Below are 19,026 nucleotides of genomic sequence, written 5' to 3'. Positions count from 1 at the left end.
GCGGGTGCCGAGCGGCGCACCGCGGGGCCCCTTCCACCTGCTGACCGGCACCACCTCGAGGAACCCCGGCCGTCCGGCGGCCGGGGTTCCTCTCACCTCCCGGTGCCCACGCGACGGCCGGTCGAAGGAGGGCGCGTCGGGCCGGTCCGCAGCGCACGGCCGTGTTCGGTCGGAGTGCGGCTCGGGGTCTGTCCTTGACCGTGGTCGCTGAAGACATCCGAGGGCAGGCGCGTTCCGCAGGGATAGGCGAGGTCCTGGACGACTCCCGACGAGCGGGCTGGTCAGGCGGTGTTCCGCAGGGCCGCGTGCGCTTCGGTGAGTCGGTCGACCGCGGTGCCGAGGGCTTCGGGTGGGAGGGTGAAGGGAAGCCGCAGGTAGCGGTCCAGCGTGCCGTCGGGGGAGAAGCGGAAGCCGGGCGTGAGGGCGAGACCGCCCTCGCCCTGCTGGAACGGACCGCGGGCCGACCGGGCCTCATCGCCGGCTGCGGGACGCGGTGCGCTGACACGGGAACCGCATGACCGGCTACGCCCTCCGATCGCGGCCGGCCACCGGAGGAGGGGCCTCACCGGGCCGGGCAGCGGTGGGCCCCACTGCGCCGTTTGCGTCGCTCATGATGGGTAGCCTCCCAAGATGACTGTGAGCTTCGACGAAGCGGTTCGTGCTCGGTTGCGAGCTGCGCACATCTGGTACGTCGCCACCGTGCTCGCCGACGGTGCGCCGCAAGTCAGCCCGATGTGGGTCGACTTGGAGGGCGAGAACGAGCTGTCGTTCAACACCTCGGCAGGCCGGGTGAAGGAGGAGAACCTGCGCAGAGATCCTCGCGTCTACCTCTCGCACGCGGACGCGGGCAATCCCTTCGATCGCGTACAGATCAGGGGAGAGGTGGTCCGCTTCGTCGAAGGTGCGGAAGCTCACGACCGGATGGACCGGCTGGCCCGGAAGTACCTGGGCAGCGAGCGGTTCGAGTGGACCATGCCGGGCGAGCGGCGGATCGGGGTGATCGTGCGCCCGACGAAGGTGCGGCACATCGTGGGCGTCGAGCGCTTCCGGCCCGGGGGGCCCCTTCCGGCGCCCTGACCGGCGCCACCCGGCATCCGGGACCGGGCCACCTGGCACGTGTTCACGGATCCCCTCGCAGACGGTTGGCCGGCCGCGGCTCGGGTCCCGACTCGTCCGGGCACAGCTGAAGGCCCGGGTCGGCGTTTTCAGGAGCGGTACGCCGCCGGGGCGGAGCGCCTGGCACATGGGACGCCGCGGCGCGCTCGACGACGTGCACCAGGTCGAAACCGTCCCAGGGCGGGGATCGACCGGCCGGGCGACCGAGGGCCTGCGGCTCGTCCGAATTCTCCCCTCGCGCGCGTAGGCTGCCGACGCTGACCATCCGTCATGAAAGGGGAAAAATCGTGGCATCTCGCCTCAACCCGTATATCAGCTTTGCCGGCGACGCACGGCAGGCCATGGAGTTCTACAAGAGCGTCTTGGGCGGCGACCTGACACTCCACACCTTCGGTGACATGGGCGGGGGCGCCGGGCAGAGCGACAAGATCATGCACGGCACACTCGAGACGCCCGCCGGCTTCACGCTGATGGGCGCGGACAATCCCCCGGGGACGGAACACCAGGCCGGGAACAACTTCGCCGTCAGTCTGAGTGGCGACGACCCGGACGAGCTGCGTGGCTACTGGGAGAAGCTGAGTACGGGCGGCAACGTCTCCGTGCCGCTGGAGAAGCAGATGTGGGGTGATGTGTTCGGCATGTGCACGGACACGTTCGGCATCGCCTGGATGGTCAACATCAGCGGGCAGAACGCCTGATGCCCCCGGTGGGGGGTGCCGGCGAGCGCGTGGCCCACTCGCCCGCACCCCACCGACGGGCGGCTGCCGCCGGTCACGCCCGGCCGGTGCGGCGTGGTCCCGGACGCCGTCCTTGCGTGGACTCCGCCTCGTACGCGAGGAATTCGTTCGCGCCCCACCCAGTGAGCGGTTAACTTCCCTCCGGGCGCCGCGAGACGGAGTGCGGCGCGGCGAGGTGGATCGTGACGGGAAGGGCACGTATGGAGACCGAGGGACCGCGGACCGACCGTCTGGGCCTGTTGCTCGACCAGTTCGACCAGGCCAGGGAAATGGCTCAGGTGAGGCTCACGGGGCTCGGTGACGAGGAGTACCTCTGGGAGCCGGCGCCCGGTTCCTGGTCCGTCCGCCGCCGGGGCGAGGCGCCCACGCCCAGGGCGTACGGTCCGGGGGAGTGGGTGCTGGACAAGGGGGCTCCGGACATCCCGGCGAACGAGTACGCCGAGATCGCCCGGCAGGCCGCGAGTGGCATGACGGTCGCCAAGATCGCCGAGGACTGGAGCGTCGGCGTCGAGCGGGTCGAGGAGGTGCTCGCGCACGTGGGCGAGCCGGAGCCCGACGACGTGCCCCTCACCACCATCGCCTGGCGGCTGGGGCACCTGCACTCCTGTTTCGCCGGTCAGTGGGAGTGGACGTTCGGCGAACGACGGCAGGATCCGAACTTCCTGGTCGACTTCACCCCCTCCGCCGCCGTGGGGCTCGACCGGTTCTGGGCCCTGATCGACCGCTGGCGCGAGAGCGTGGCCGTCGTCACCGAGGAACAGCTCGACACGGTCGGGTTCTCGCAGTATCCGTACGGCTCCGACCCCGACGACCCCTTCATCACCGTGCTCGCGGGGGCCAACCTCGAATTCATCCACCACATGGCCGAGATCGCTCTGCTCCGTGACCTGTGGCGGACCCGCTCCGGACCCCGGAGGTAGGCGCGGAGGGCGCGCCACTTTCGCAGGCGGGCCGGGGGCGGGTCCTCGCCTCCTCCTCCGGGGCTGAGTTCGCGCCCGTAGGGGCAAGCGCCTGCGCCGCCCCTCCCTCGCGCCGCTCCGAGGGCGAGGGGCGGCTCGGTGGGCATCCTGCCGGATCCGGACGGTCCGGTGTCCGGTCGCGGAGAGGCCAGGGCTCAGTTGCGGATGAGAAGGACGAGCCCGGCCGAGACCGCGCCGAGCGCCACGGCGGCCACCCCGTATCCGAGACGGTGTGCACGCAGACCAGGGAGGAAACGGTCCACCGCGAGCCGTCCGGGCCCGGTGAGCGCCAGCCCGGCCGCACCCACGGCGAGAAGGAGCTCGTACTCGACGCCTTGCGGTGCGAAGAAGCCGCCGCCCCACTTCACGGCGAGCGCGTTGATCATCGTGCCGAAGACGGCGGCGCCGGCGAGAGGTGTGAGCAGCCCGAGAGCGAGGGCGAGTCCGCCGAGGGTCTCGCTGAGGCCCGCGATCAGAGCCATCGTCTCGCCGGCCGGGTAGCCGCTCATTTCGAAGAACTGGCCGGTGCCCTCGAGTCCACCGCCACCGAACCAGCCGAAGAGCTTCTGCACCCCGTGCGCGGCAACGGTCAGGCCGAGCGCCAGACGCAGCAGGAGCAGTCCGCCGTCGTAGGCGTGGGGCGAGGTGCCGTTGAGCTGTGCGGTGCCGGAGGGCGAGTCGGTCGTGCGGAGGGTGGCAGACATGCGCGCTGGTCTCTCTGTTGCGGACAAGGAAAGCTTGAATGTTCAAGCTATTAGTCGAACGTATCATCTGCGTGAAACTTCAACAATGTCGGTCCGTGGCGCGTCGCGGCGCGGCGCTCTGTCTGCGGTGCCGGTTCCGAACGGCGACCGCCTCCGGCGCGGCACCCCCCGCAGGGTTTTCGGTGGAGCGGCGGGAGGGGCACGGGTGCGACGTGGCGCATGGGTTGAAAGCGGCCGTTCGGGAGGCCGACGGCGGAAGGCGGGGGCCGGGGTGGTCCGGCGGTGCATCGGCGGAAATCCGTGTGACGGGATGACAAGCCTTGGCGTCATCGCCCGGCCGCCCTGCACCCCCCGTTCTGCACCGGAGGGACGCCACGGCTGAGCACCATGATCCCGCGCCGGCCCGGCTCCCGTGGTCCGCCGTCGATCCCCACCGCAACGCCCGAGCGGGACCGCTTGCGCGTGAGGGTCGTACTCCTGCTCACCGGACCCGCCGTGGACCGGTCGACCGGACCGCGTCTGCTCGCTTCCTCGCGGACCCGCCGACACGGATCAGGCTCTGCCGGTGGCCCGCGCCGAGGGTGCGGGTGTCATCGGCCCGCACGCCGTAGCCCTCCGGACCGGGTGTGTCGTGACCTGACCGCTCACTCGGCGCCGAGGGCACTGGCGAGGAACGCGGCCTGATTGCGCCCGAGTCGCGTCGCGATCACGGCCTCGCCGCCTGTGATGGAACCGATGATCCTGACCTTCACCAGCAGACGGTCGTCCCCCTGGACGACCGCCAGCGAGTCCGAGTCCCCGGACCGGCCCGCCACCCTGCCGGTCAGTTCGGCGAAGGCTTCGGCGTCGCGGTCCCCGAACTCGACCCGCACCGACCATCCGCCCTGACCGCCCGCCTCCGTGTCCTCGAAGGCCGTGACGTTCCGGAACCTGTTCACCGTCATTCCCGGCGCGGTGGAGACGACGACGCACAGTTTGCGGTCGTCGGAGGTGAAGCCCCGGCCGGACGGCACCGCGGGCCGCGGCGTAGCGAAGCCGTCGGCCGACGTCGCCTCGCCGTCGGGGCAGACCCCGGGCTGCTCGCTCTCCACTTCGAGGATGCGCACCGGCAGATCGGGGGTGCCCGCCCGGCCCGTGCTCCCCGCATCCTCCCAAGGGCGGAACACCAGCAACGCGACCAGCGCGGCGACCACGGCCGACACGCCCGCGAGCACCCGTGGCCGTCGCACGCGCCCGAGCACGCCCGTGCGCGCGGGGCCGGTGAGGCGGGCGGTGGGGGGCGGTGAGGGTGCCGGCCGGGTCCTTTCCTCCCGCCCCGCCTCAGCAGAAGCGGACGCGGCCGGGCCGTCCTCGCCCAGGTGAAGGATCGCGGCCCGCAGCGCGTCGGTCCGCTCGGCACGATGCCTTTCGATGGCGGCGGTCCACCGGGCGTCCAGCACACCGCCACCCGCCCGGCCGGCCGGACCCGTCCCGAGGTGCCCGGCACAGTACGAGACGAGCTCGGCCGGTGTGGGCCGCATCCCCGGGTTGGGTTCGAGGCAAGGGTGGATCAGACCGTGGAGTTCCGGGTCCAGACCGGAGACGTCCGTCCGGCCGGAGGCCGCCCGCATCAGCAGCTCGATGGCCGACAGCTGCTCGATGTCCGCGTACGGGGGCCGGCCCGCCGCCAGGTAGAAGAGCGTCGCCCCGAGGGAGAACACGTCCGACGCCTCCGCGGTCGGCTCGCCCCGGGCCTGCTCGGGTGAGGCGTACGCGACGGTGCCCAGGGCGGACTGGGTCCTGGTGAGGTCGTGCGCCTGCGAGATGCCGAAATCGATCAGCCTCGGCCCTTCGACGGGCAACAGCACGTTGGAGGGCTTGATGTCCCGGTGGACGAGACCCGCGGTGTGCAGCGAGGCGAGCGCCTCCGCCATTCCGGCGGCCACCCAGTGCAGCGCGTCGGAGTCCAGTACGCCGCAGGCCTCCACGAGATCCCGGAGAGAGGGTGCGGGTACGTACTCCTGCGCCATCCACGGCACAGCGGCGCCGGGGTCCGCGTCCACGACACTCGCCGTGTACACCCCGTGCACCCGCCGCGCGCACTCGACCTCGCGCGCGAAGCGTCTGCGGTCGTCCGCGCTGTCCGTGATCAGCGTCTTGAGCGCGACGGTGCGTCCCCCCGGTGAACGCGCCAGGTACACCCGGCCCATACCGCCGCTCGCCAATTCGGCCAGCACGGTGAAGCGGCCCACCCGCTGTCCAGGACGTATCGTCTCGGCCTTCTCCCACCGCATGGTCCGCCCCCTGTCCCGCCACGACGGGGGAGCCTTGCCCCGGCCGGTCGCCCCGTACCCGGCCCGCTCCGCGCAGGTGCCGCCGGCCGCGATGCAGCGGCCAGGAGACCTTAACCGCGAACCGCGCGGTTCCGTCGGGGAAACCGCCGATCACGTGCGTACGGCGGAGAGTCATCCGGACCCGTGGGAAGGCCGCCGGGGGATGGTCGCGGCCGGTGGAACCCAGCGGCTCGTGCGGCGCACCGTGGTGGAGACGTCGTACTCCTTCCTGAGCTGTTCGGGGACGGCGTAGTGCATGACGCGTCCGCGGGTGAGCGAGGACAGCTCGAAGAGGGTGGTCAGATGGCCGATCCGGTCCAACGCCCAGGCGCCCAGGGGCGAGTGGTCCTCGATGGACTCCAGTACACCGAGCAGGTGCGGCACGGCACGGACGGCGGTGTCCCACGAGGTGCGGGGGACCTGGAGCCAGTCGGCGCAGGTGTCGCCGACGAGATGGCGGATCAGCGCGGACACCAGCGGGTCGAAGAGCGTCCCGGGGACGACCTCCTCGTAGAGGTCGATGAGCTGCCGGGTCAGATGCGCGCCCTCGGGGGAGGGCCCCATGTGCCGGACCATGTAGAGGTCGAGGAACTGCCTGGCCTCGTCGAGGGTCTTCGGCACCGCGTCCTGGTCGACACCGAGCATCGCGCCGACCACGCGCCAGGCGTAGTAGTAGGCGTCGGCGCCCTCCGACGACATGTGGACACCGAGGCGATGCAGACTGTCCAGCACGAGCAGGGAGAAGAACATCTGGCCGCCGATCATGTCCTCCTGGCAGATCGGCGTACCGAGCGCGTCGGAGTCCCAGTGGCCCCCGCGCTTCAGATGGTGGCGGATGGAGGCGTGGAGAAGGCGCACCTTCTGCGCGGCGGGGACGAAACGGCTGCCGGCCTCGAAAGCGTCCGGCTGCATCAGGTAGACGGTGAACTGGCCGGTCTCCGCCATCCGTTTGGAGGGGTACGAGAGCCCGTGGGAGGCCGAGAGCAACTTCGCCACGTGGGGCACGACGTAGCAGGCGGGCATGGAGGCGAAGGACAGGGCGGTGGCGATGTGCACGTTGTTGTCGGTGAAGAACAGCCGGGCCCTCTCCATCTCGTCCCAGTCCACCCAGTCCGGCGGTGCCGCCGTGGCTTCCAGGTACTCGCGCGCGACATCGGGCAGTCCGTCCGGCAGGGGAGCGCCGACGGTGGAGACGTAGCGCATCAGGGTGTTGAACTTTCCCACCTCCCCTCGCTCGAAGAGCGTGGCGACGGTCGCGTCCGCGAGCTCGTCGCCGACGCGGCGCAGGGCGTTCGCGGACTCCTCATCGGGACTGGTCATGGTGGACTCCTCGTGCTGTTCGGGAGGGGGATCGGGAGCGGTACGGGACCGGCGTCGGGATCGCGATCGGGTGAGGGCGGGCCGGGCAGGCGGGATGCGCCCGTTGACGTGTCCGGGCACCGACGGGACGAGGGCAGGCCGGGGTACGCACATGCTCCTGCGGTCAGGACCTGCGGGCCGTCACGGAGTGCGCCAGCGTGGTCAGGGCGTCGGAGGCGTGCGAGGGGACATCCAGCCCGTGCAGCACGCCGAGGGCCTCCTCGGTCCGCTCGGCGATCATGTCCTCGATGCGGCCGGGGGCGTCGAGGCGGAGCATCACCTCGCGTACCGCGTGCAGACCCTCCTCGCCCAGGTCGCGCCGGCCCAGCAGGGCGCGCAACTGCCGTCGCTCGCCCGCGTCGGCCGCCCGCCAGGTCTCGGCGAGCAGCGCTGTGGGCCGGTGGCCGCGCAGATCGTCGGTGTTGGCCTTGCCGGTGCGTTCGGGACTTCCGAACAGGCCGAGGAGATCGTCCCGCAGCTGGAAGGCCTCCCCCAGCGGGACTCCGTACGCCGAGAAACCGCCGCGCAGCCTTTCTCCCGCGCCGGCCAGGGCGCCACCGATCAACAACGGCTGCTCGACGGTGTACTTGGCGGTCTTGTACCGGATCACCTTCAGCGAGTCCGCGGTGTCTGGGTTCCTGCCGGTGCGCAGGATCTCCAGACACTCACCCGCGATCAGCTCCCGTGTCAGCACCGACCACAGCGGGCGGGCCCGGGAGAGATAGGCCGCGGGCAGTCCGCTGGTGGCGAACAGTTCCCCGGCGAGGCCGATCAGCAGGTCCCCGACCAGCATGGCCAGCGACCCGGCGGCAGCCGCGGCCCGTGGCCGCCGGCGTACGGCTTCGCGCAGCGCGACGTGTGCCGTGGGCCTGCCGTGCCGCAACGGGCTGTCGTCGATGAGGTCGTCGTGCACCACCGCGGCGGCGTGCACCAGTTCCATCGAGGCTGCCGCGCGTACCAGCGCGTGGCTGTCCGGCTGTCCCGCCGCGCGCCAGCCCCAGTAGCAGAAGGCCGCCCGCAGCCGTTTCCCGTCCGCGACCGTGGCCTCCAGCTGCTCGGCGACGGGCCCCAGAGCCGCGTCGATCTCGGTGAACCGCCGGGCCTCCTGGGAGACGAATCCATGCAGTACGTCGTCGACGCGCGCCTTGAACGCGGCCGGCTCCCAGCGGTCAGGCCCCATCGGCTGCCCGCCGCTCCACGGCTGCCCGGGCGAGGATCTCCAGATGGGCCGGGGGAGGCGCGGCGTACCGGTCGAGGGCCAGGCGCCCCCGCGCCATCAGGTCCCGTTCCGCCTCCGTCGCCAGCTCGGCGGCGTCCGAGCGGCGAAGGAACCCCCGCACCGCGCCCAGTGCCGAACCCGCGGTGCTCACCGCGAGATCCGCCAGCCCCGCCACCAGCAGCACCGCCTGCCCGTCCGGGCCCCCGGGCCTTCGTGACTCCTGCGTCATGCCGTCTCCCCGCACCCCACGCGCATCCGGACGGCGTCGGTCGAGCGCCGTCCTGCTCAGGATCGCGTCGCGCGGGACACGGGATCGCAGGAAGTCACCATCGAGTGAGTGTCTCGTCCGGCCGTGCGGATCGTGGCGCGATCGCCTCCGGGACGGTCAAACGCCGCAGCCGCACCTCGTGTCCGGACCCCGCCGGGTCCCCGCCGGGTCCCCGACGGGTACCGAGGACCCGCGCGCCGGGTGCCGGCAGGGCTGGCGCGCCGCATGCCGGGTCCGGCGGTGATGCTCCGTGCGGTGCACCGTCCGTCGGTCACCACGGCACCTCTACGGGAGGACGGACGACGCAGGCGCCCCGGTGACGATCCGTCGGCCAGGCCGATGTGCGAGTTCGCCCCTCGGCGGCAGGCCGAGCCGACGGGCCGGACCCGCGGATCGCAGGGCTCAGGGGGCGGAGGAGGGACCGGGCGGGAGGTGCACCGTCATGATCAGGTGGCAGGTGCCGGTGCCCTCGCCACGGTAGGTGTGGGAGGAGTCCCCGTCGAAGGTCGCGGTCTGGCCGGCCTCGACGGGGTGCTCCGAGCCGTCGACGACCAGCGTCATCCGGCCCGCGGTCACGCTGACGGTCTCGACGACGCCCGCCTGGTGGGGATGGCTCGGATACTCCTCGCCGGGCTCCAGCCGCCAGCGCCAGATCTCGGTGGGCGCCGCACCCGAGGTGGTGAGCATGAGCCGGGCCTCGCTGCCCTGCTCCCCGGTCCACAGGGGCATCACCCTCTCGGCGGACACGACGCGGACGCGGCCTTCGGCCCGGCCCTCCATGAGGGCGGACACGGAGACGCCCAGGGTGTCCGCGAGCCGGACCAGCGTCGCGAAGTTCGGATTCCCCTGCGCCTTCTCCAGGGCGACCAGGGCGCCCTTGCTGACCTTGGCCCGGCGGCCGAGCTCGTCCAGGGAGAGACCGGCGCGGGTGCGTGCTCCCCTCACGTTGTGTGCGAGCGCCCGCAGCGCAGCGTCTGTCTCGGTCATTCCCTCATCCTTCCTCCCGATCGGGGCCCCGCACCCCTCACGAGCGGACCAGTGCAATGCACCGTTCGGTCGGTCGGTTGAAAGTACCGGTCGGTTCACTGTACTGTTCAGTCGCTCCATTGCATAGTAAGGGATGTACCGTGATCGCTCTGCTGCTTGCCCTGGGCAGCTCTCTGGCCTACGGGTGCGCCGACTTCCTCGGTGGACTCGGCTCCCGCAAGGCCCATGTCCTGCGCACCGTGATGATCGCCGCCCCGGCCTCTCTCGCGGTCGAGCTGCTGCTGTGGCCGTTCCTCGGTGCCTCCTTCGACGCTCGGACGCTCGCCTGGGGAGCGGCTTCGGGAGTCGCGTCGGCCGCCGCGTTCGCCCTGCTCTACAGGACCCTGGCCATCGGCCCCATGAACGTGCTCTCCCCGGTGACCGCGCTGGTCTCCGCCGTGCTCCCCGTCGGGGTGGGCCTGCTCCAGGGTGAGCACCTGGGAACCGCCGGGGTGATCGGCCTGCCACTCGCCCTGGCCGCCGTGGTGCTGGTCAGCGCCGGGCACGGCGCCGGCGGACGCCCCTCCCGTACGGCGCTGCTGCTGGCCTTCGGCGCCGGCGCGGCGATCGCCCTCCAGCTGATCTTCCTGCATCAGGCGCCGTCCGGGAGCGGTGTCGGCCCGTTGATCGTCGGCAGGGCGGTCTCCTCGTTGGTCACCCTGACCGCGGCGGGCCTGATGTATCGCCGGCTGGGCGCGGAGAGGCCCGCGTACGCGATGTCGGCGGCTGCCGGAGTGCTGGACTCGGTGGCGAACCTGCTGTTCCTGCTCGCGGTCCGCAGCGGGGACCTCGCGGTCGTCGCCGTGATCACCGCCCTCTATCCGGCCGGCACGGTCCTGCTCGCCCGCGGCGTGCTCGCCGAACGCATCGGACGGGGCCAGCTCGTCGGGCTCGGCACCGCAGCCGCGGCCGTCAGCCTTCTCGCCCTGACCTGAGGATCTCGACCGTGAAGCACGTTCGTCCCGCCCCAGGGCACAGGCGTACGGAAGGGCTGGGCCGCCGAAGGCCGGACCGCTGCGCCTGCCCCCTCTCCGTGGCGGGGGCCACATGCACGTACGGCGACGGCCCGGCCGCTCGGCCGGCGTGCCGGTGCCGCCGCCCGCCTGACCGCTCACGGCAGGGCCTCGACGTCCCCCGCCGCCCGGTGGCCCCGTCCCCTGGGCCGCATCGGCCCCGACCTCTGACCCCCACCTCTTGTACGCACCATCGAGGAGCGAAACCCTTCATGACCACCTTCCGCATCTCCCCTGACGTCGCCGACGCCTTCCCGGACACCCTGATCGCCGTGGTCACCGCCATCGGTCTGCGCGGTCACGAGCCCTGGCCGGAGACCGTCAGTGCCCTGGAGGCCATGGAGCGGCAGCTCGCCGACGGCTCCTGGCAGCCCGCCGACGAGACCGACGCGAGGATCGAGGCGTGGCACACCGCCTACCGGTCCTTCGGCACGAACCCCCGCCGGATCCGCCCCAGCGTCGACGCTCTCGGCCGCCGGTTCGCGAAGAAGGGGGCCATGCCGCGGATCAGCCCGGCCGTCGACTCGTACAACGCCGTCTCCGTGCGGCACGGGCTGCCCGCCGGCGCGTTCGACCTGGACCACGTCAGCGGGGACGTCGACATCCGGTACGCCGACGGCACGGAGGAGTTCACCCCGCTCGGCGAACCCGGCAGCATCGAGAACCCCAAGCCCGGCGAGATCGTCTACACGGACGCAGCCGGTGTCCTGACCCGCCATTGGAACCACCGCGACGCCCACCGCACCCGCGTCACCGAGGACTCCACCCGTGTCGCCTTCCTCCTCGAAACCCTCCACGCCACGCGCGACGGCGGCCTCCTCGAGACCGCCGCGCACGAGCTCCAGGACCTCCTCGCTCCGCACGCCGACCAGGTGGCCGTGCACTACCTGAGCCGCGACTGAGGCAGGGCGCGGTCGTAGGGGCCGACGGTCAGGAGTCCCCCGGCGGGCTGAGCCGGAGGGGCGGGGGCCCCACCCGGCGGTCGTGACAGGTGCGCGTTCGTTCCCCGGCCGAGTGCCGGAGGCCCGCGTCGCGGCGGACCGCAGCGCGGCCGGCGTGCGCGGGCTCGGCCCGGGCGGGTGCACGCCGCCGCACCGGGCGACCGGACAGGCCGGGCGCGATCGTCGCCGAGCGCCCGTGCTGCCGTCGCGGGCCACCCGGGGCGGGACCCTCCCCTCGTCAGGGCGTGTACAGCGACTGCAGCCGGGTCACCCGCCCCTCTCCGTCGAAGCTCAGGTCGAACCCGAAGAGTGCGGGGGCGGAGGGCGCCCGGGTCTCCAGGCGCTCGACGAACTCGGCCTGGGTGTACGACGCGGGATGCTTCGCGTCGCCGAGCGGGACGGACAGCAGCACCGTCGCGTCCTCGGCCATGGGCACCTCGGTGTAAGGCCCCTCGCCCGGGACGATGACCCATGCCTCGAACTGGGGGTGCGCCTTCTTCTGGGCGGGCCGCACCGACAGGACGGTCACTCCGCCGCTGGTCCGGGCGTCGTCGATCTGCACGAACTGCTTGGTGCCGGCCCAGGGGGCGGCAGCGGCCGGGGACGAGGACGCCGAGGCCGCGCCGGCCGGGGACGGCGTGCCGTCGGGGGCCGCGTCCCCGCTCCGCGTGGCGACCGGCGACGCCTCGGCGGCGGAGGGCGTCGCCGATGCCGCCGGAGCGGTGGCGTCCGTCCGCCCGTCACCTCCACCGCCGCACCCGGTCAGGGTGGCGAGGCTGAGGGCGAGAGCGGTGAGCCCGCGTACGGCGGTCCGGCGGTGTGTGACGTGCATGGTCAAGGTCCCCCACGGATCAGGTGTGTTCCGGATACATGACCTCTACGCGCCGCCCCACCCTGCGGGTTGCACCACCGGCGCACCGATTTCGCCCGTCCGCACGGAGGTTCGCGAGCTCCCGAGTGAAATCAGCCGGTGAGCCAGTACGCCTCCCGCAGCGAGTGCACCCGGCCCTCGCTGTCGTAGTCGATCGCGAAAGCCCACCGGGGCCTCGAGGCCAGTCGGTCCACCAGTGCGCCCAACTCCACGTCCTCGGGCTTGCCGTCGAGGAGCCGCCGGGTCTCCACCAGCGTCCCCCGGGGCAGGGTCAGCGTGTGCACCACGCCGGTGGGGGCCGCGGTTCCCCCCTCGGAGCGGAGCTGCTCGACGGTGACCTGCACCGCGTCCCCCTTCACCACCGCGCCGTACACATGGCCCAGTTCGGCGGCGTACTCCTCACCGGCAGCGGGTGCCGGTGGGGCGAACGGCGAAGCGGTGGAGGTCGGGACGACCGCGGGCGGCTCCGGTCCCCGGGGGACGCCGGTCAGCGACAGGCCGCCCACGCCCACCGCGACCGCCAGCAGCGCGCCACCGGACACCAGGACCGCGCGTCTGCGGCGCACGCGCCGCTCGCCACGCGCCCGGATGCGGTCCGCTGCCATCGGCGCCGCCAGCCGCCGTCCTGACGCGGCGAGGTCGGCCAGGCGGGTTTCGAGCACGGTCTCGTCAGCCATGACGTACCTCCGGCAGGCGGGTCGTCCGGCGATCCAGCTCGGTGTCGGCGAGCAGCCGTGCCAGCGCGGCACGGCCCCGGCTCAGGTGCGCCTTCACCGTACCGATGGGGCAGTCGGCCTCGGCAGCCACCTGCTCGACCGTCAGGTCGCAGAGATGGTGGAGCACCACGGCCCGTCGCTGAGCCTCGGGAATCCGCCGCAGCGCCTGGACCAGGAGCACGTGGTGCGGTTCGGGTGGTGGTACCGGGGGTGGCGGCCCCTGGCGCCGGTCGAACGCGAGCGCGGTGCGTACCCGTCGCCACCGGCTGACCGCGAGCCGCCAGGCCACCGTGCGCACCCATGCCTCGGGGGCGCCGTCCAGATCCAGTTCCGCCCGGCGCTCCCACGCCCTGACGAAGGCCTCCTGGACCACGTCCTGGGCCTCCGCCAGGTCGCCCGTCATCGCGTACAGCTGGCCGATGAGCCGGCCGACGCTCGCGGCGTAGAAGGCGTCGAACTCGTGCTCGCGCGCCCCCTGGGCGCAACGCGATTCATCTGATGGTCGCATGATTCTCGTGTCACGCTGCGCGCCGCCGTGCGGTTCCCGAGCGCTGCGAGGAAGGGGAACAACTCCCGTTCGGCAACTCCCGTTCGGGGCCGGTTCTCGCCGCCGTCTTCCCGGCGGCGGCCTCGGTGCGGCGCCCCGGTGGAAGGGGTAGGCGTCTCGGGAACGCATCCGCATGGCGAGACGGATCGGCAAGCGGAGCAAGCCCGTCCGTATATTCGCACGCATGTCTGTATCGGTTCCGTCGTTGTGCCACGCGCTGTTCGCGCAGTCGGCGTGGTGTGTCGACGACGGTCTCTGTTGCCGCTGAGTCCCCGTCCGGCGCGCGTTTCCGCGCCGTCGACAGCCAGTGCCACCGTCCGTCGTGCATCACCCCGGAGACCTTCGTGACCACCGCGCCCCCTGCCGGGCCCGCCGCACCGCCGCGTGCGTTGCCCGCCCTGTTCGTCCCCTCTCCCACATCCGTGCCGAGGCCCGAGGCCCCGCCGCTGCCCCCTGTGCGCCGGACACCTCTCATCGTGTCCGGGCTGCTCGCCGTGGCTCTGACCGCCTACGTATGGAGCGCGCACGGTGCCGAGCCGGGCGTCCTGCTCCTCGTGGGGCTCGGCCTGGGTGTGGCCCTGTTCCACTCCCGGTTCGGCTTCACGTCCGCCTGGCGGCAGCTCATGGCGGTCGGCAACGGAACGGGGCTGCGCGCGCACGCCCTGCTGCTCGGCACCACGGCGACCTTGTTCGCCCTGATCATCGGCACGGGCACCGGCCTGTTCGGCTCCCAGCCCGCGCCCTCGGCCGGGCCGCTCGGGACCGGCCTGGTCCTCGGCTCCCTGCTCTTCGCCGTCGGCATGCAGCTCGGCGGCGCCTGCGCCTCGGGCACGCTCTTCGCCGTCGGTTCGGGGCAGAGTTCGGTGCTCCTGACGCTGGGCGGGTTCATCGCGGGGGCCACGCTCGCCGCCTGGCAGTTCGACCTGTGGAAGGACCTTCCCGCCTGGGAACCGGTCGTCCTGTCCGATCACATCGGCTGGTTCGGCTCATGGGCCGTGACCATCGCCGTGCTGCTCGTGGTGGTCGTGGTCACGCGTCGCGTCCAGGCCCGACGCAACCCGCCGCCCCTCGGGGCGGTTCCCTCGGCCCGCACCGCTGCCGTCCGCGCTCTGCGGGGCTCCTGGCCCCTGGCCGCCGGCGCGCTGGTGCTGGCCGTGCTCGGGGCGGCCGTGCTGCTCGTCTCCGGGGGCGCCTGGGGGATCACGAGTGCGTTCAGCCTGTGGGGCTCGGAACTGGTGGGCGCGCTCGGTGGCACCCCGGAGAACTGGACCTGGTGGAAGCAGCCCGGCAACGCCGAGATGCTGGCGGGCCCGGTACTGGCCGACAAGAACAGCCTGACCGACATCGGCATCATGATCGGCGCTGCGGTGGCCGCGGCGCTCGGCGGCACCTGGGCCCTCCACCGGGGCATCCCCTGGCGCACCGCCGCCGCGTCCGTGCTCGGCGGCGTACTGATGGGCATCGGTGCCCGGCTGGCCGGCGGCTGCAACATCGGCGCCTACCTCGCTGGAATCGCCTCCGGCAGCCTCAGCGGCTGGGTGTGGGGCGCCTTCGCCCTGGCCGGCACCTGGGTGGGCCTCAAGCTGCGCCCGCTGTTCGGCCTGGGCAACCCGAAGCCGGGTGACGGCGTCTGCTGAACCCGTCCGGCACGCGCGCCGGACGGACGGCCCGCCCGGGTCGGTCGCGCCCCCGACGGCGCGGCCGGCCCGGGCGTTCGGTTGCCGGGACGCACCCGCACCCGCTCGCGAACCCGCAGGGCCGGTCCGCCCGTTGCGGGCGAACCCGCAGGGACGATCCGCCCGCAACCCTTGACGGGTACGCGCATCCGGGCCGGCGTGGGGTGCGGCCTCGGCAACAACCTCCCCGGGTCCTCGCTCCGCGTGGTCGGGTGGGAGGGAGGCCGCCGACCAGGGCTCCTCTACGCTTCCCCCTGTGTGCGCAAACGTCATAGTCGCGGAAGACGACGCGAAGCAAGCCGAGTTGGTACGCCGTTACCTCGAACGCGAGGGTCACGCCGTCACCGTGGTGGCGGACGGCCTCTCCGCGCTGGAGGAGGCCCGTCAGGGGGAGCCCGACCTGCTCGTGCTCGACGTGATGATGCCGCGCGCCGACGGCCTGGACGTCGTCCGCGTCCTGCGCGCCGAGGGCAGGGAGACGGCGGTGCTCATGCTCACCGCCCGCGCCACGGAGGACGACCTGCTCCTCGGGCTCGACCTGGGCGCCGACGATTACATGACCAAGCCCTACAGCCCTCGCGAACTGATGGCACGCGTGCGCACGCTCCTGCGCCGCATCCGGCGGGACGCGGTCCGTGAGGAAGGCCCCGTCCTGAGGGTGGGCACGCTCGTCGTCGACCCCCGGCGGCACGAGGTGGCCGTCGACGGTTCGCGGGTGGAGTGCACACCGGGCGAGTTCCGGCTCCTGGAGGCGATGGCGGCCGAGCCCGAGCGCGTGTTCACGCGCGAGCAACTGCTCGCCGAACTGCACGGCTTCGACCGGTACATCAGCAGTCGTACGGTGGACGTACACATCATGAACCTCCGCAAGAAGATCGAGCGCGCCCCCCGCCGCCCGGTCCGGCTGCTCACCGTCTTCGGTGTCGGGTACAAGCTCATGGACCCGCTGAAGGGGGCCGGGCGTGCGCCGGCGCGGTGAGCGGTCCCCCGAGCGACTGCCGCTCCGCAAGAGCCTGCTCGGCAGGTTGCTCGCCGTGTCGGCTCTCGTCGCCGCGTGTTCGGTCGCAGCGACCGCCTGGCTGGCCGTACAGACCACGTCCGGTGCGATCGAGCAGGAGCAGGGCCGCAACCTCGCCGCCGACACCCGGGTCCTCGACACCCTGCTCGCCCATGCCGCGGAACACCCCACCTGGGACGAGGTGGGTGCCACCGTGGACGAGCTGGCCGAGACGTCCGGGCGGCGCATCACCCTGACCACCCCCGGACGCCGGATCATCGCCGACTCGGCGCACGCGTCCGAGGCCACCCCGCCGCCGGGTCTGCCGCCCCAGCCGTCCGCCGTCGTGGACCCGCTGTCCGTCACGGCCGTGCAGGCCGGTACGGGCGAGGGGTCCGGGCCGGCGTCGGTGACCGTCGCGGCACCCGGTGCCGAGGGCGCGAGGAGCCCGGGCGACGACCGGATCGACGCACGGGCCGTGGGACCCTTCCGGCTCCCCGCCGCCGAACGTGCGTCCCTGAGGCGAGCGGCGGAGGAGACGGTGGAATGCCTCGGCCGCTCCGGGATCGCCTCGGACGTCGTCGAGGCACCCAGCGGGCGGTCCCGCGTCCAGGTCGTGGGCGATCCGGACCGGCTGCACGGCAGCCGCTGCTCGACCGACGCGCTGGACAGCCCCACCGCGACCGAGCAGAAGGCGCTGAAGGCGCTCGACGAACTCGTCAACGCGTGCCTCGACCGCCAGGGGCGCGAAGCCGTACGGCTCGACCTCGACCTCTCGTGGAGCACATCCCAGGAGCCCGGTGCCACCGCCGTCCCCGAGCCCGTGGCCGTGCCCGAGCCGAGCATCAGCGTCCCCCAGGAGGCCGTGCCGACGCCCTTCGCCACCCCCTCGCCGCTGGACAGCGAGAACGACCGCGACATCGCGTCCTGCGTCGGCATCGCCCGCCAGGAACAGCTGAGTTCGTACGTCGCCTCACCCGCACTGCTGTTCATCGGTGACCCGGGCGGCGGCGCCGTCCCCGGCTTCGAACTGTCCTCCGCGAACACGGCGAAGATCATCGGTGTCGCGGCCCTCGTCCTCGCGCTCACCGTAGGCGCCTCGGTCCTGGCCGGGGTCCGGCTAGTACGGCCGCTGCACGCGCTCACGGGAGCGGCCCAGCGCATGCGCGACGGCGCCGACCCCTCGGAGGTGGTGGTGGCCGCGGACAACGAGATCGGCCGGCTCGCCGCGGCCTTCAACGACATGTCGGCCCACCGCGCCCGGCTGGAGGAACAGCGCAAGGTGATGGTCAGTGACGTCGCGCACGAACTGCGCACACCGCTGAGCAACATCCGGGGCTGGCTCGAAGGGGCGCAGGACGGCGTCGCCGAGGCGGACGCCACCTTCGTCTCCTCGCTCCTGGAGGAGGCGGTGCAGCTCCAGCACATCATCGACGACCTCCAGGACCTGTCGGCCGCCGACGCGGGAGCCCTGCGACTGCACCCCGAGCCGGTACGGATCGGAGAACTGCTCGCACACGTCGCGGCGGCCCACCAGGCGCAGGCCGACGCGGCGGGGGTCGGCCTCGCGGTCGAGGTCTCCGCGGACGGGCATCCGGCCCCCGCACTCGACGCCGACCCGGTGAGGCTGCGTCAGGCGGTCGGCAACCTGGTGGCCAACGCCGTCCGCCACACCCCGGCGGGCGGACGGGTGACGCTGCGCGCTCACGGGGCCCGGACCGCGGCAGGGGGCGACGAAGTCGTGGTGGAGGTCGAGGACACCGGCACCGGAATAGCGCCGGAGGACCTGCCGCACGTGTTCGACCGCTTCTGGCGCGCCGAGAAGTCGCGCAGCCGCCGCACCGGGGGCAGTGGCCTCGGGCTGGCGATCGTCCGCAAACTCGTCGAGGCGCACGGCGGGACGACCGCCGTGGCCAGCACGGTGGGGCGGGGCTCGGTGTTCACCCTGCGGCTCCCCCCGGCGGGCCCTGATGCGATGGACACAGCGGTCTGACAGCTTCCTCACAACTCCACTCCAGGCTGAGGGCATGCCCGGCGCCCGACGCGCATCCGTGCGCGGGCACCACCAACGCCGAGCTGGAATCGGAGTCAGTCATGTCCCTTCGTCCCACCCTGCGCACCGCGCTGCTCAGCGCGGTCACCCTGGGAGCCGTCCTCCTCCCGGCCGCCGCGGCTGTCGCCGACGGCACCCCCACGCCGGTGCCCGCCGAGCGCACCGCCACCCCCGCCCCTACGGTGTCGGAGCCCTCCGAGGCGGCCACTCCGGTACCGGCCGAGTCCGTGCCCCCGGGCACGATGCCGCGTGGCGGCGTCGACGCGGGGGAGCGCGCGTCCGGAGGCACCGGCGACACCGCGCTGTACGGCACGGTGGCGGGAGTGGCGGCGCTCGCCGGCGGCGCCTATGTCCTGCGCCGCAGGTCGGCCGCGCAGCGCTGATCCCGCGCCCGTGGGGGGGCGCCCCCCCCCCCCCCCCCGCGCGGCCCCCCCCCCCCCCCCCCCCCCCCCCCCCCCCCACAACACCCCCCACCAGATAAAAACACCACACCCCAACCCACCCCCCCCCGG

Annotated in this window: 18 protein-coding genes; 9 read left to right on the top strand and 9 right to left on the bottom strand. The window is 73.0% G+C overall.

What is annotated here, in order from left to right:
• The first annotated feature begins 630 nt into the window (after window positions 1–630).
• The 3 genes from ACFY8O_RS13520 to ACFY8O_RS13510 all read left to right on the top strand — a co-directional run bounded on the left by ACFY8O_RS13520 (window position 631) and on the right by ACFY8O_RS13510 (window position 2,773).
• Window positions 631–1,077, top strand: a complete 447-nt coding sequence (locus tag ACFY8O_RS13520; protein ID WP_145805221.1) for a PPOX class F420-dependent oxidoreductase — start codon at window positions 631–633, stop codon at window positions 1,075–1,077.
• A gap of 326 nt (window positions 1,078–1,403) precedes the next feature.
• A complete protein-coding gene (locus tag ACFY8O_RS13515) occupies window positions 1,404–1,814 on the top strand; it encodes a VOC family protein (protein ID WP_387901533.1) in 411 nt (136 codons plus the stop codon).
• Between the two features lie 239 nt (window positions 1,815–2,053).
• Window positions 2,054–2,773, top strand: a complete 720-nt coding sequence (locus ACFY8O_RS13510) for a DinB family protein (protein ID WP_145805218.1) — start codon at window positions 2,054–2,056, stop codon at window positions 2,771–2,773.
• Between the two features lie 194 nt (window positions 2,774–2,967).
• Here the strand turns inward: ACFY8O_RS13510 and ACFY8O_RS13505 are convergent, their stop codons facing one another.
• The 6 genes from ACFY8O_RS13505 to ACFY8O_RS13480 form a co-directional block, all read right to left on the bottom strand.
• Complete coding sequence (locus ACFY8O_RS13505) at window positions 2,968–3,516, bottom strand: DoxX family protein (RefSeq protein WP_387901531.1); 549 nt, start codon at window positions 3,514–3,516, stop codon at window positions 2,968–2,970.
• A 644-nt stretch (window positions 3,517–4,160) separates the two neighbouring features.
• The gene (locus ACFY8O_RS13500; RefSeq protein ID WP_387901529.1) at window positions 4,161–5,789 is read right to left on the bottom strand and encodes a protein kinase domain-containing protein; all 1,629 of its coding nucleotides are present in this window, start codon (window positions 5,787–5,789) and stop codon (window positions 4,161–4,163) included.
• 171 nt (window positions 5,790–5,960) lie between these two features.
• A complete protein-coding gene (locus ACFY8O_RS13495; RefSeq protein ID WP_145805212.1) occupies window positions 5,961–7,148 on the bottom strand; it encodes an oxygenase MpaB family protein in 1,188 nt (395 codons plus the stop codon).
• A 163-nt stretch (window positions 7,149–7,311) separates the two neighbouring features.
• The gene (locus ACFY8O_RS13490; protein WP_387901526.1) at window positions 7,312–8,367 is read right to left on the bottom strand and encodes a polyprenyl synthetase family protein; all 1,056 of its coding nucleotides are present in this window, start codon (window positions 8,365–8,367) and stop codon (window positions 7,312–7,314) included.
• On the bottom strand, window positions 8,357–8,635 hold the full coding sequence (locus ACFY8O_RS13485; protein ID WP_387901524.1) for a polyprenyl synthetase: 279 nt from the start codon (window positions 8,633–8,635) through the stop codon (window positions 8,357–8,359). Before ACFY8O_RS13485 ends, ACFY8O_RS13490 begins: the two co-directional genes overlap by 11 nt.
• A gap of 441 nt (window positions 8,636–9,076) precedes the next feature.
• On the bottom strand, window positions 9,077–9,661 hold the full coding sequence (locus ACFY8O_RS13480) for a helix-turn-helix domain-containing protein (RefSeq protein WP_387901523.1): 585 nt from the start codon (window positions 9,659–9,661) through the stop codon (window positions 9,077–9,079).
• Window positions 9,662–9,801: 140 nt separating this feature from the next.
• Between ACFY8O_RS13480 and ACFY8O_RS13475 the strand changes: the two genes are divergently transcribed.
• Window positions 9,802–10,635, top strand: coding sequence for an EamA family transporter (locus tag ACFY8O_RS13475; RefSeq protein WP_387901520.1), 834 nt, complete (start codon window positions 9,802–9,804; stop codon window positions 10,633–10,635).
• Between the two features lie 290 nt (window positions 10,636–10,925).
• Window positions 10,926–11,615 (top strand): B3/B4 domain-containing protein, encoded by a 690-nt coding sequence (locus tag ACFY8O_RS13470; RefSeq protein ID WP_387901517.1) that lies wholly within the window; start codon window positions 10,926–10,928, stop codon window positions 11,613–11,615.
• A 277-nt stretch (window positions 11,616–11,892) separates the two neighbouring features.
• Here the strand turns inward: ACFY8O_RS13470 and ACFY8O_RS13465 are convergent, their stop codons facing one another.
• The 3 genes from ACFY8O_RS13465 to ACFY8O_RS13455 all read right to left on the bottom strand — a co-directional run bounded on the left by ACFY8O_RS13465 (window position 11,893) and on the right by ACFY8O_RS13455 (window position 13,749).
• Window positions 11,893–12,486 (bottom strand): hypothetical protein, encoded by a 594-nt coding sequence (locus ACFY8O_RS13465; protein WP_387901515.1) that lies wholly within the window; start codon window positions 12,484–12,486, stop codon window positions 11,893–11,895.
• 131 nt (window positions 12,487–12,617) lie between these two features.
• Entirely contained in the window at window positions 12,618–13,202 is a 585-nt protein-coding gene (locus tag ACFY8O_RS13460) for a hypothetical protein (RefSeq protein WP_387901512.1), read from the bottom strand.
• On the bottom strand, window positions 13,195–13,749 hold the full coding sequence (locus ACFY8O_RS13455; RefSeq protein WP_387901510.1) for a SigE family RNA polymerase sigma factor: 555 nt from the start codon (window positions 13,747–13,749) through the stop codon (window positions 13,195–13,197). Before ACFY8O_RS13455 ends, ACFY8O_RS13460 begins: the two co-directional genes overlap by 8 nt.
• 383 nt (window positions 13,750–14,132) lie before the next feature.
• On the opposite strand from ACFY8O_RS13455, the gene ACFY8O_RS13450 reads away from it, so the two are divergent.
• From ACFY8O_RS13450 to ACFY8O_RS13435, 4 genes are all read left to right on the top strand, one after another.
• Window positions 14,133–15,425 carry a YeeE/YedE family protein gene (locus ACFY8O_RS13450; protein ID WP_387901507.1) on the top strand — a complete coding sequence of 431 codons (1,293 nt, stop codon included), beginning with the start codon at window positions 14,133–14,135 and terminating at the stop codon, window positions 15,423–15,425.
• Window positions 15,426–15,720: 295 nt separating this feature from the next.
• Complete coding sequence (locus ACFY8O_RS13445; RefSeq protein ID WP_387901505.1) at window positions 15,721–16,443, top strand: response regulator transcription factor; 723 nt, start codon at window positions 15,721–15,723, stop codon at window positions 16,441–16,443.
• Window positions 16,427–18,454 (top strand): sensor histidine kinase, encoded by a 2,028-nt coding sequence (locus tag ACFY8O_RS13440; RefSeq protein WP_387901502.1) that lies wholly within the window; start codon window positions 16,427–16,429, stop codon window positions 18,452–18,454. The genes ACFY8O_RS13445 and ACFY8O_RS13440 overlap by 17 nt, the downstream gene beginning before the upstream one ends.
• A gap of 101 nt (window positions 18,455–18,555) precedes the next feature.
• Window positions 18,556–18,897, top strand: a complete 342-nt coding sequence (locus tag ACFY8O_RS13435; RefSeq protein ID WP_145805188.1) for a hypothetical protein — start codon at window positions 18,556–18,558, stop codon at window positions 18,895–18,897.
• Window positions 18,898–19,026: the final 129 nt, after the last annotated feature.

It is taken from the genome of Streptomyces argenteolus (genome assembly GCF_042902585.1).
Classification (GTDB): domain Bacteria; phylum Actinomycetota; class Actinomycetes; order Streptomycetales; family Streptomycetaceae; genus Streptomyces; species Streptomyces argenteolus.
This window is presented reverse-complemented; position numbering and strand designations above follow the sequence as displayed.

What these genes read in the sequence shown, in the direction of transcription:
- ACFY8O_RS13520 (WP_145805221.1), top strand. Translation starts at nt 631, where the DNA reads ATGACTGTGAGCTTCGACGAAGCGGTTCGTGCTCGGTTGCGAGCTGCG.
- ACFY8O_RS13510 (WP_145805218.1), top strand. Translation starts at nt 2,054, where the DNA reads ATGGAGACCGAGGGACCGCGGACCGACCGTCTGGGCCTGTTGCTCGAC.
- ACFY8O_RS13505 (WP_387901531.1), bottom strand. Translation starts at nt 3,516, where the DNA reads ATGTCTGCCACCCTCCGCACGACCGACTCGCCCTCCGGCACCGCACAG.
- ACFY8O_RS13500 (WP_387901529.1), bottom strand. Translation starts at nt 5,789, where the DNA reads ATGCGGTGGGAGAAGGCCGAGACGATACGTCCTGGACAGCGGGTGGGC.
- ACFY8O_RS13495 (WP_145805212.1), bottom strand. Translation starts at nt 7,148, where the DNA reads ATGACCAGTCCCGATGAGGAGTCCGCGAACGCCCTGCGCCGCGTCGGC.
- ACFY8O_RS13490 (WP_387901526.1), bottom strand. Translation starts at nt 8,367, where the DNA reads ATGGGGCCTGACCGCTGGGAGCCGGCCGCGTTCAAGGCGCGCGTCGAC.
- ACFY8O_RS13485 (WP_387901524.1), bottom strand. Translation starts at nt 8,635, where the DNA reads ATGACGCAGGAGTCACGAAGGCCCGGGGGCCCGGACGGGCAGGCGGTG.
- ACFY8O_RS13480 (WP_387901523.1), bottom strand. Translation starts at nt 9,661, where the DNA reads ATGACCGAGACAGACGCTGCGCTGCGGGCGCTCGCACACAACGTGAGG.
- ACFY8O_RS13470 (WP_387901517.1), top strand. Translation starts at nt 10,926, where the DNA reads ATGACCACCTTCCGCATCTCCCCTGACGTCGCCGACGCCTTCCCGGAC.
- ACFY8O_RS13465 (WP_387901515.1), bottom strand. Translation starts at nt 12,486, where the DNA reads ATGCACGTCACACACCGCCGGACCGCCGTACGCGGGCTCACCGCTCTC.
- ACFY8O_RS13460 (WP_387901512.1), bottom strand. Translation starts at nt 13,202, where the DNA reads ATGGCTGACGAGACCGTGCTCGAAACCCGCCTGGCCGACCTCGCCGCG.
- ACFY8O_RS13455 (WP_387901510.1), bottom strand. Translation starts at nt 13,749, where the DNA reads ATGCGACCATCAGATGAATCGCGTTGCGCCCAGGGGGCGCGCGAGCAC.
- ACFY8O_RS13435 (WP_145805188.1), top strand. Translation starts at nt 18,556, where the DNA reads ATGTCCCTTCGTCCCACCCTGCGCACCGCGCTGCTCAGCGCGGTCACC.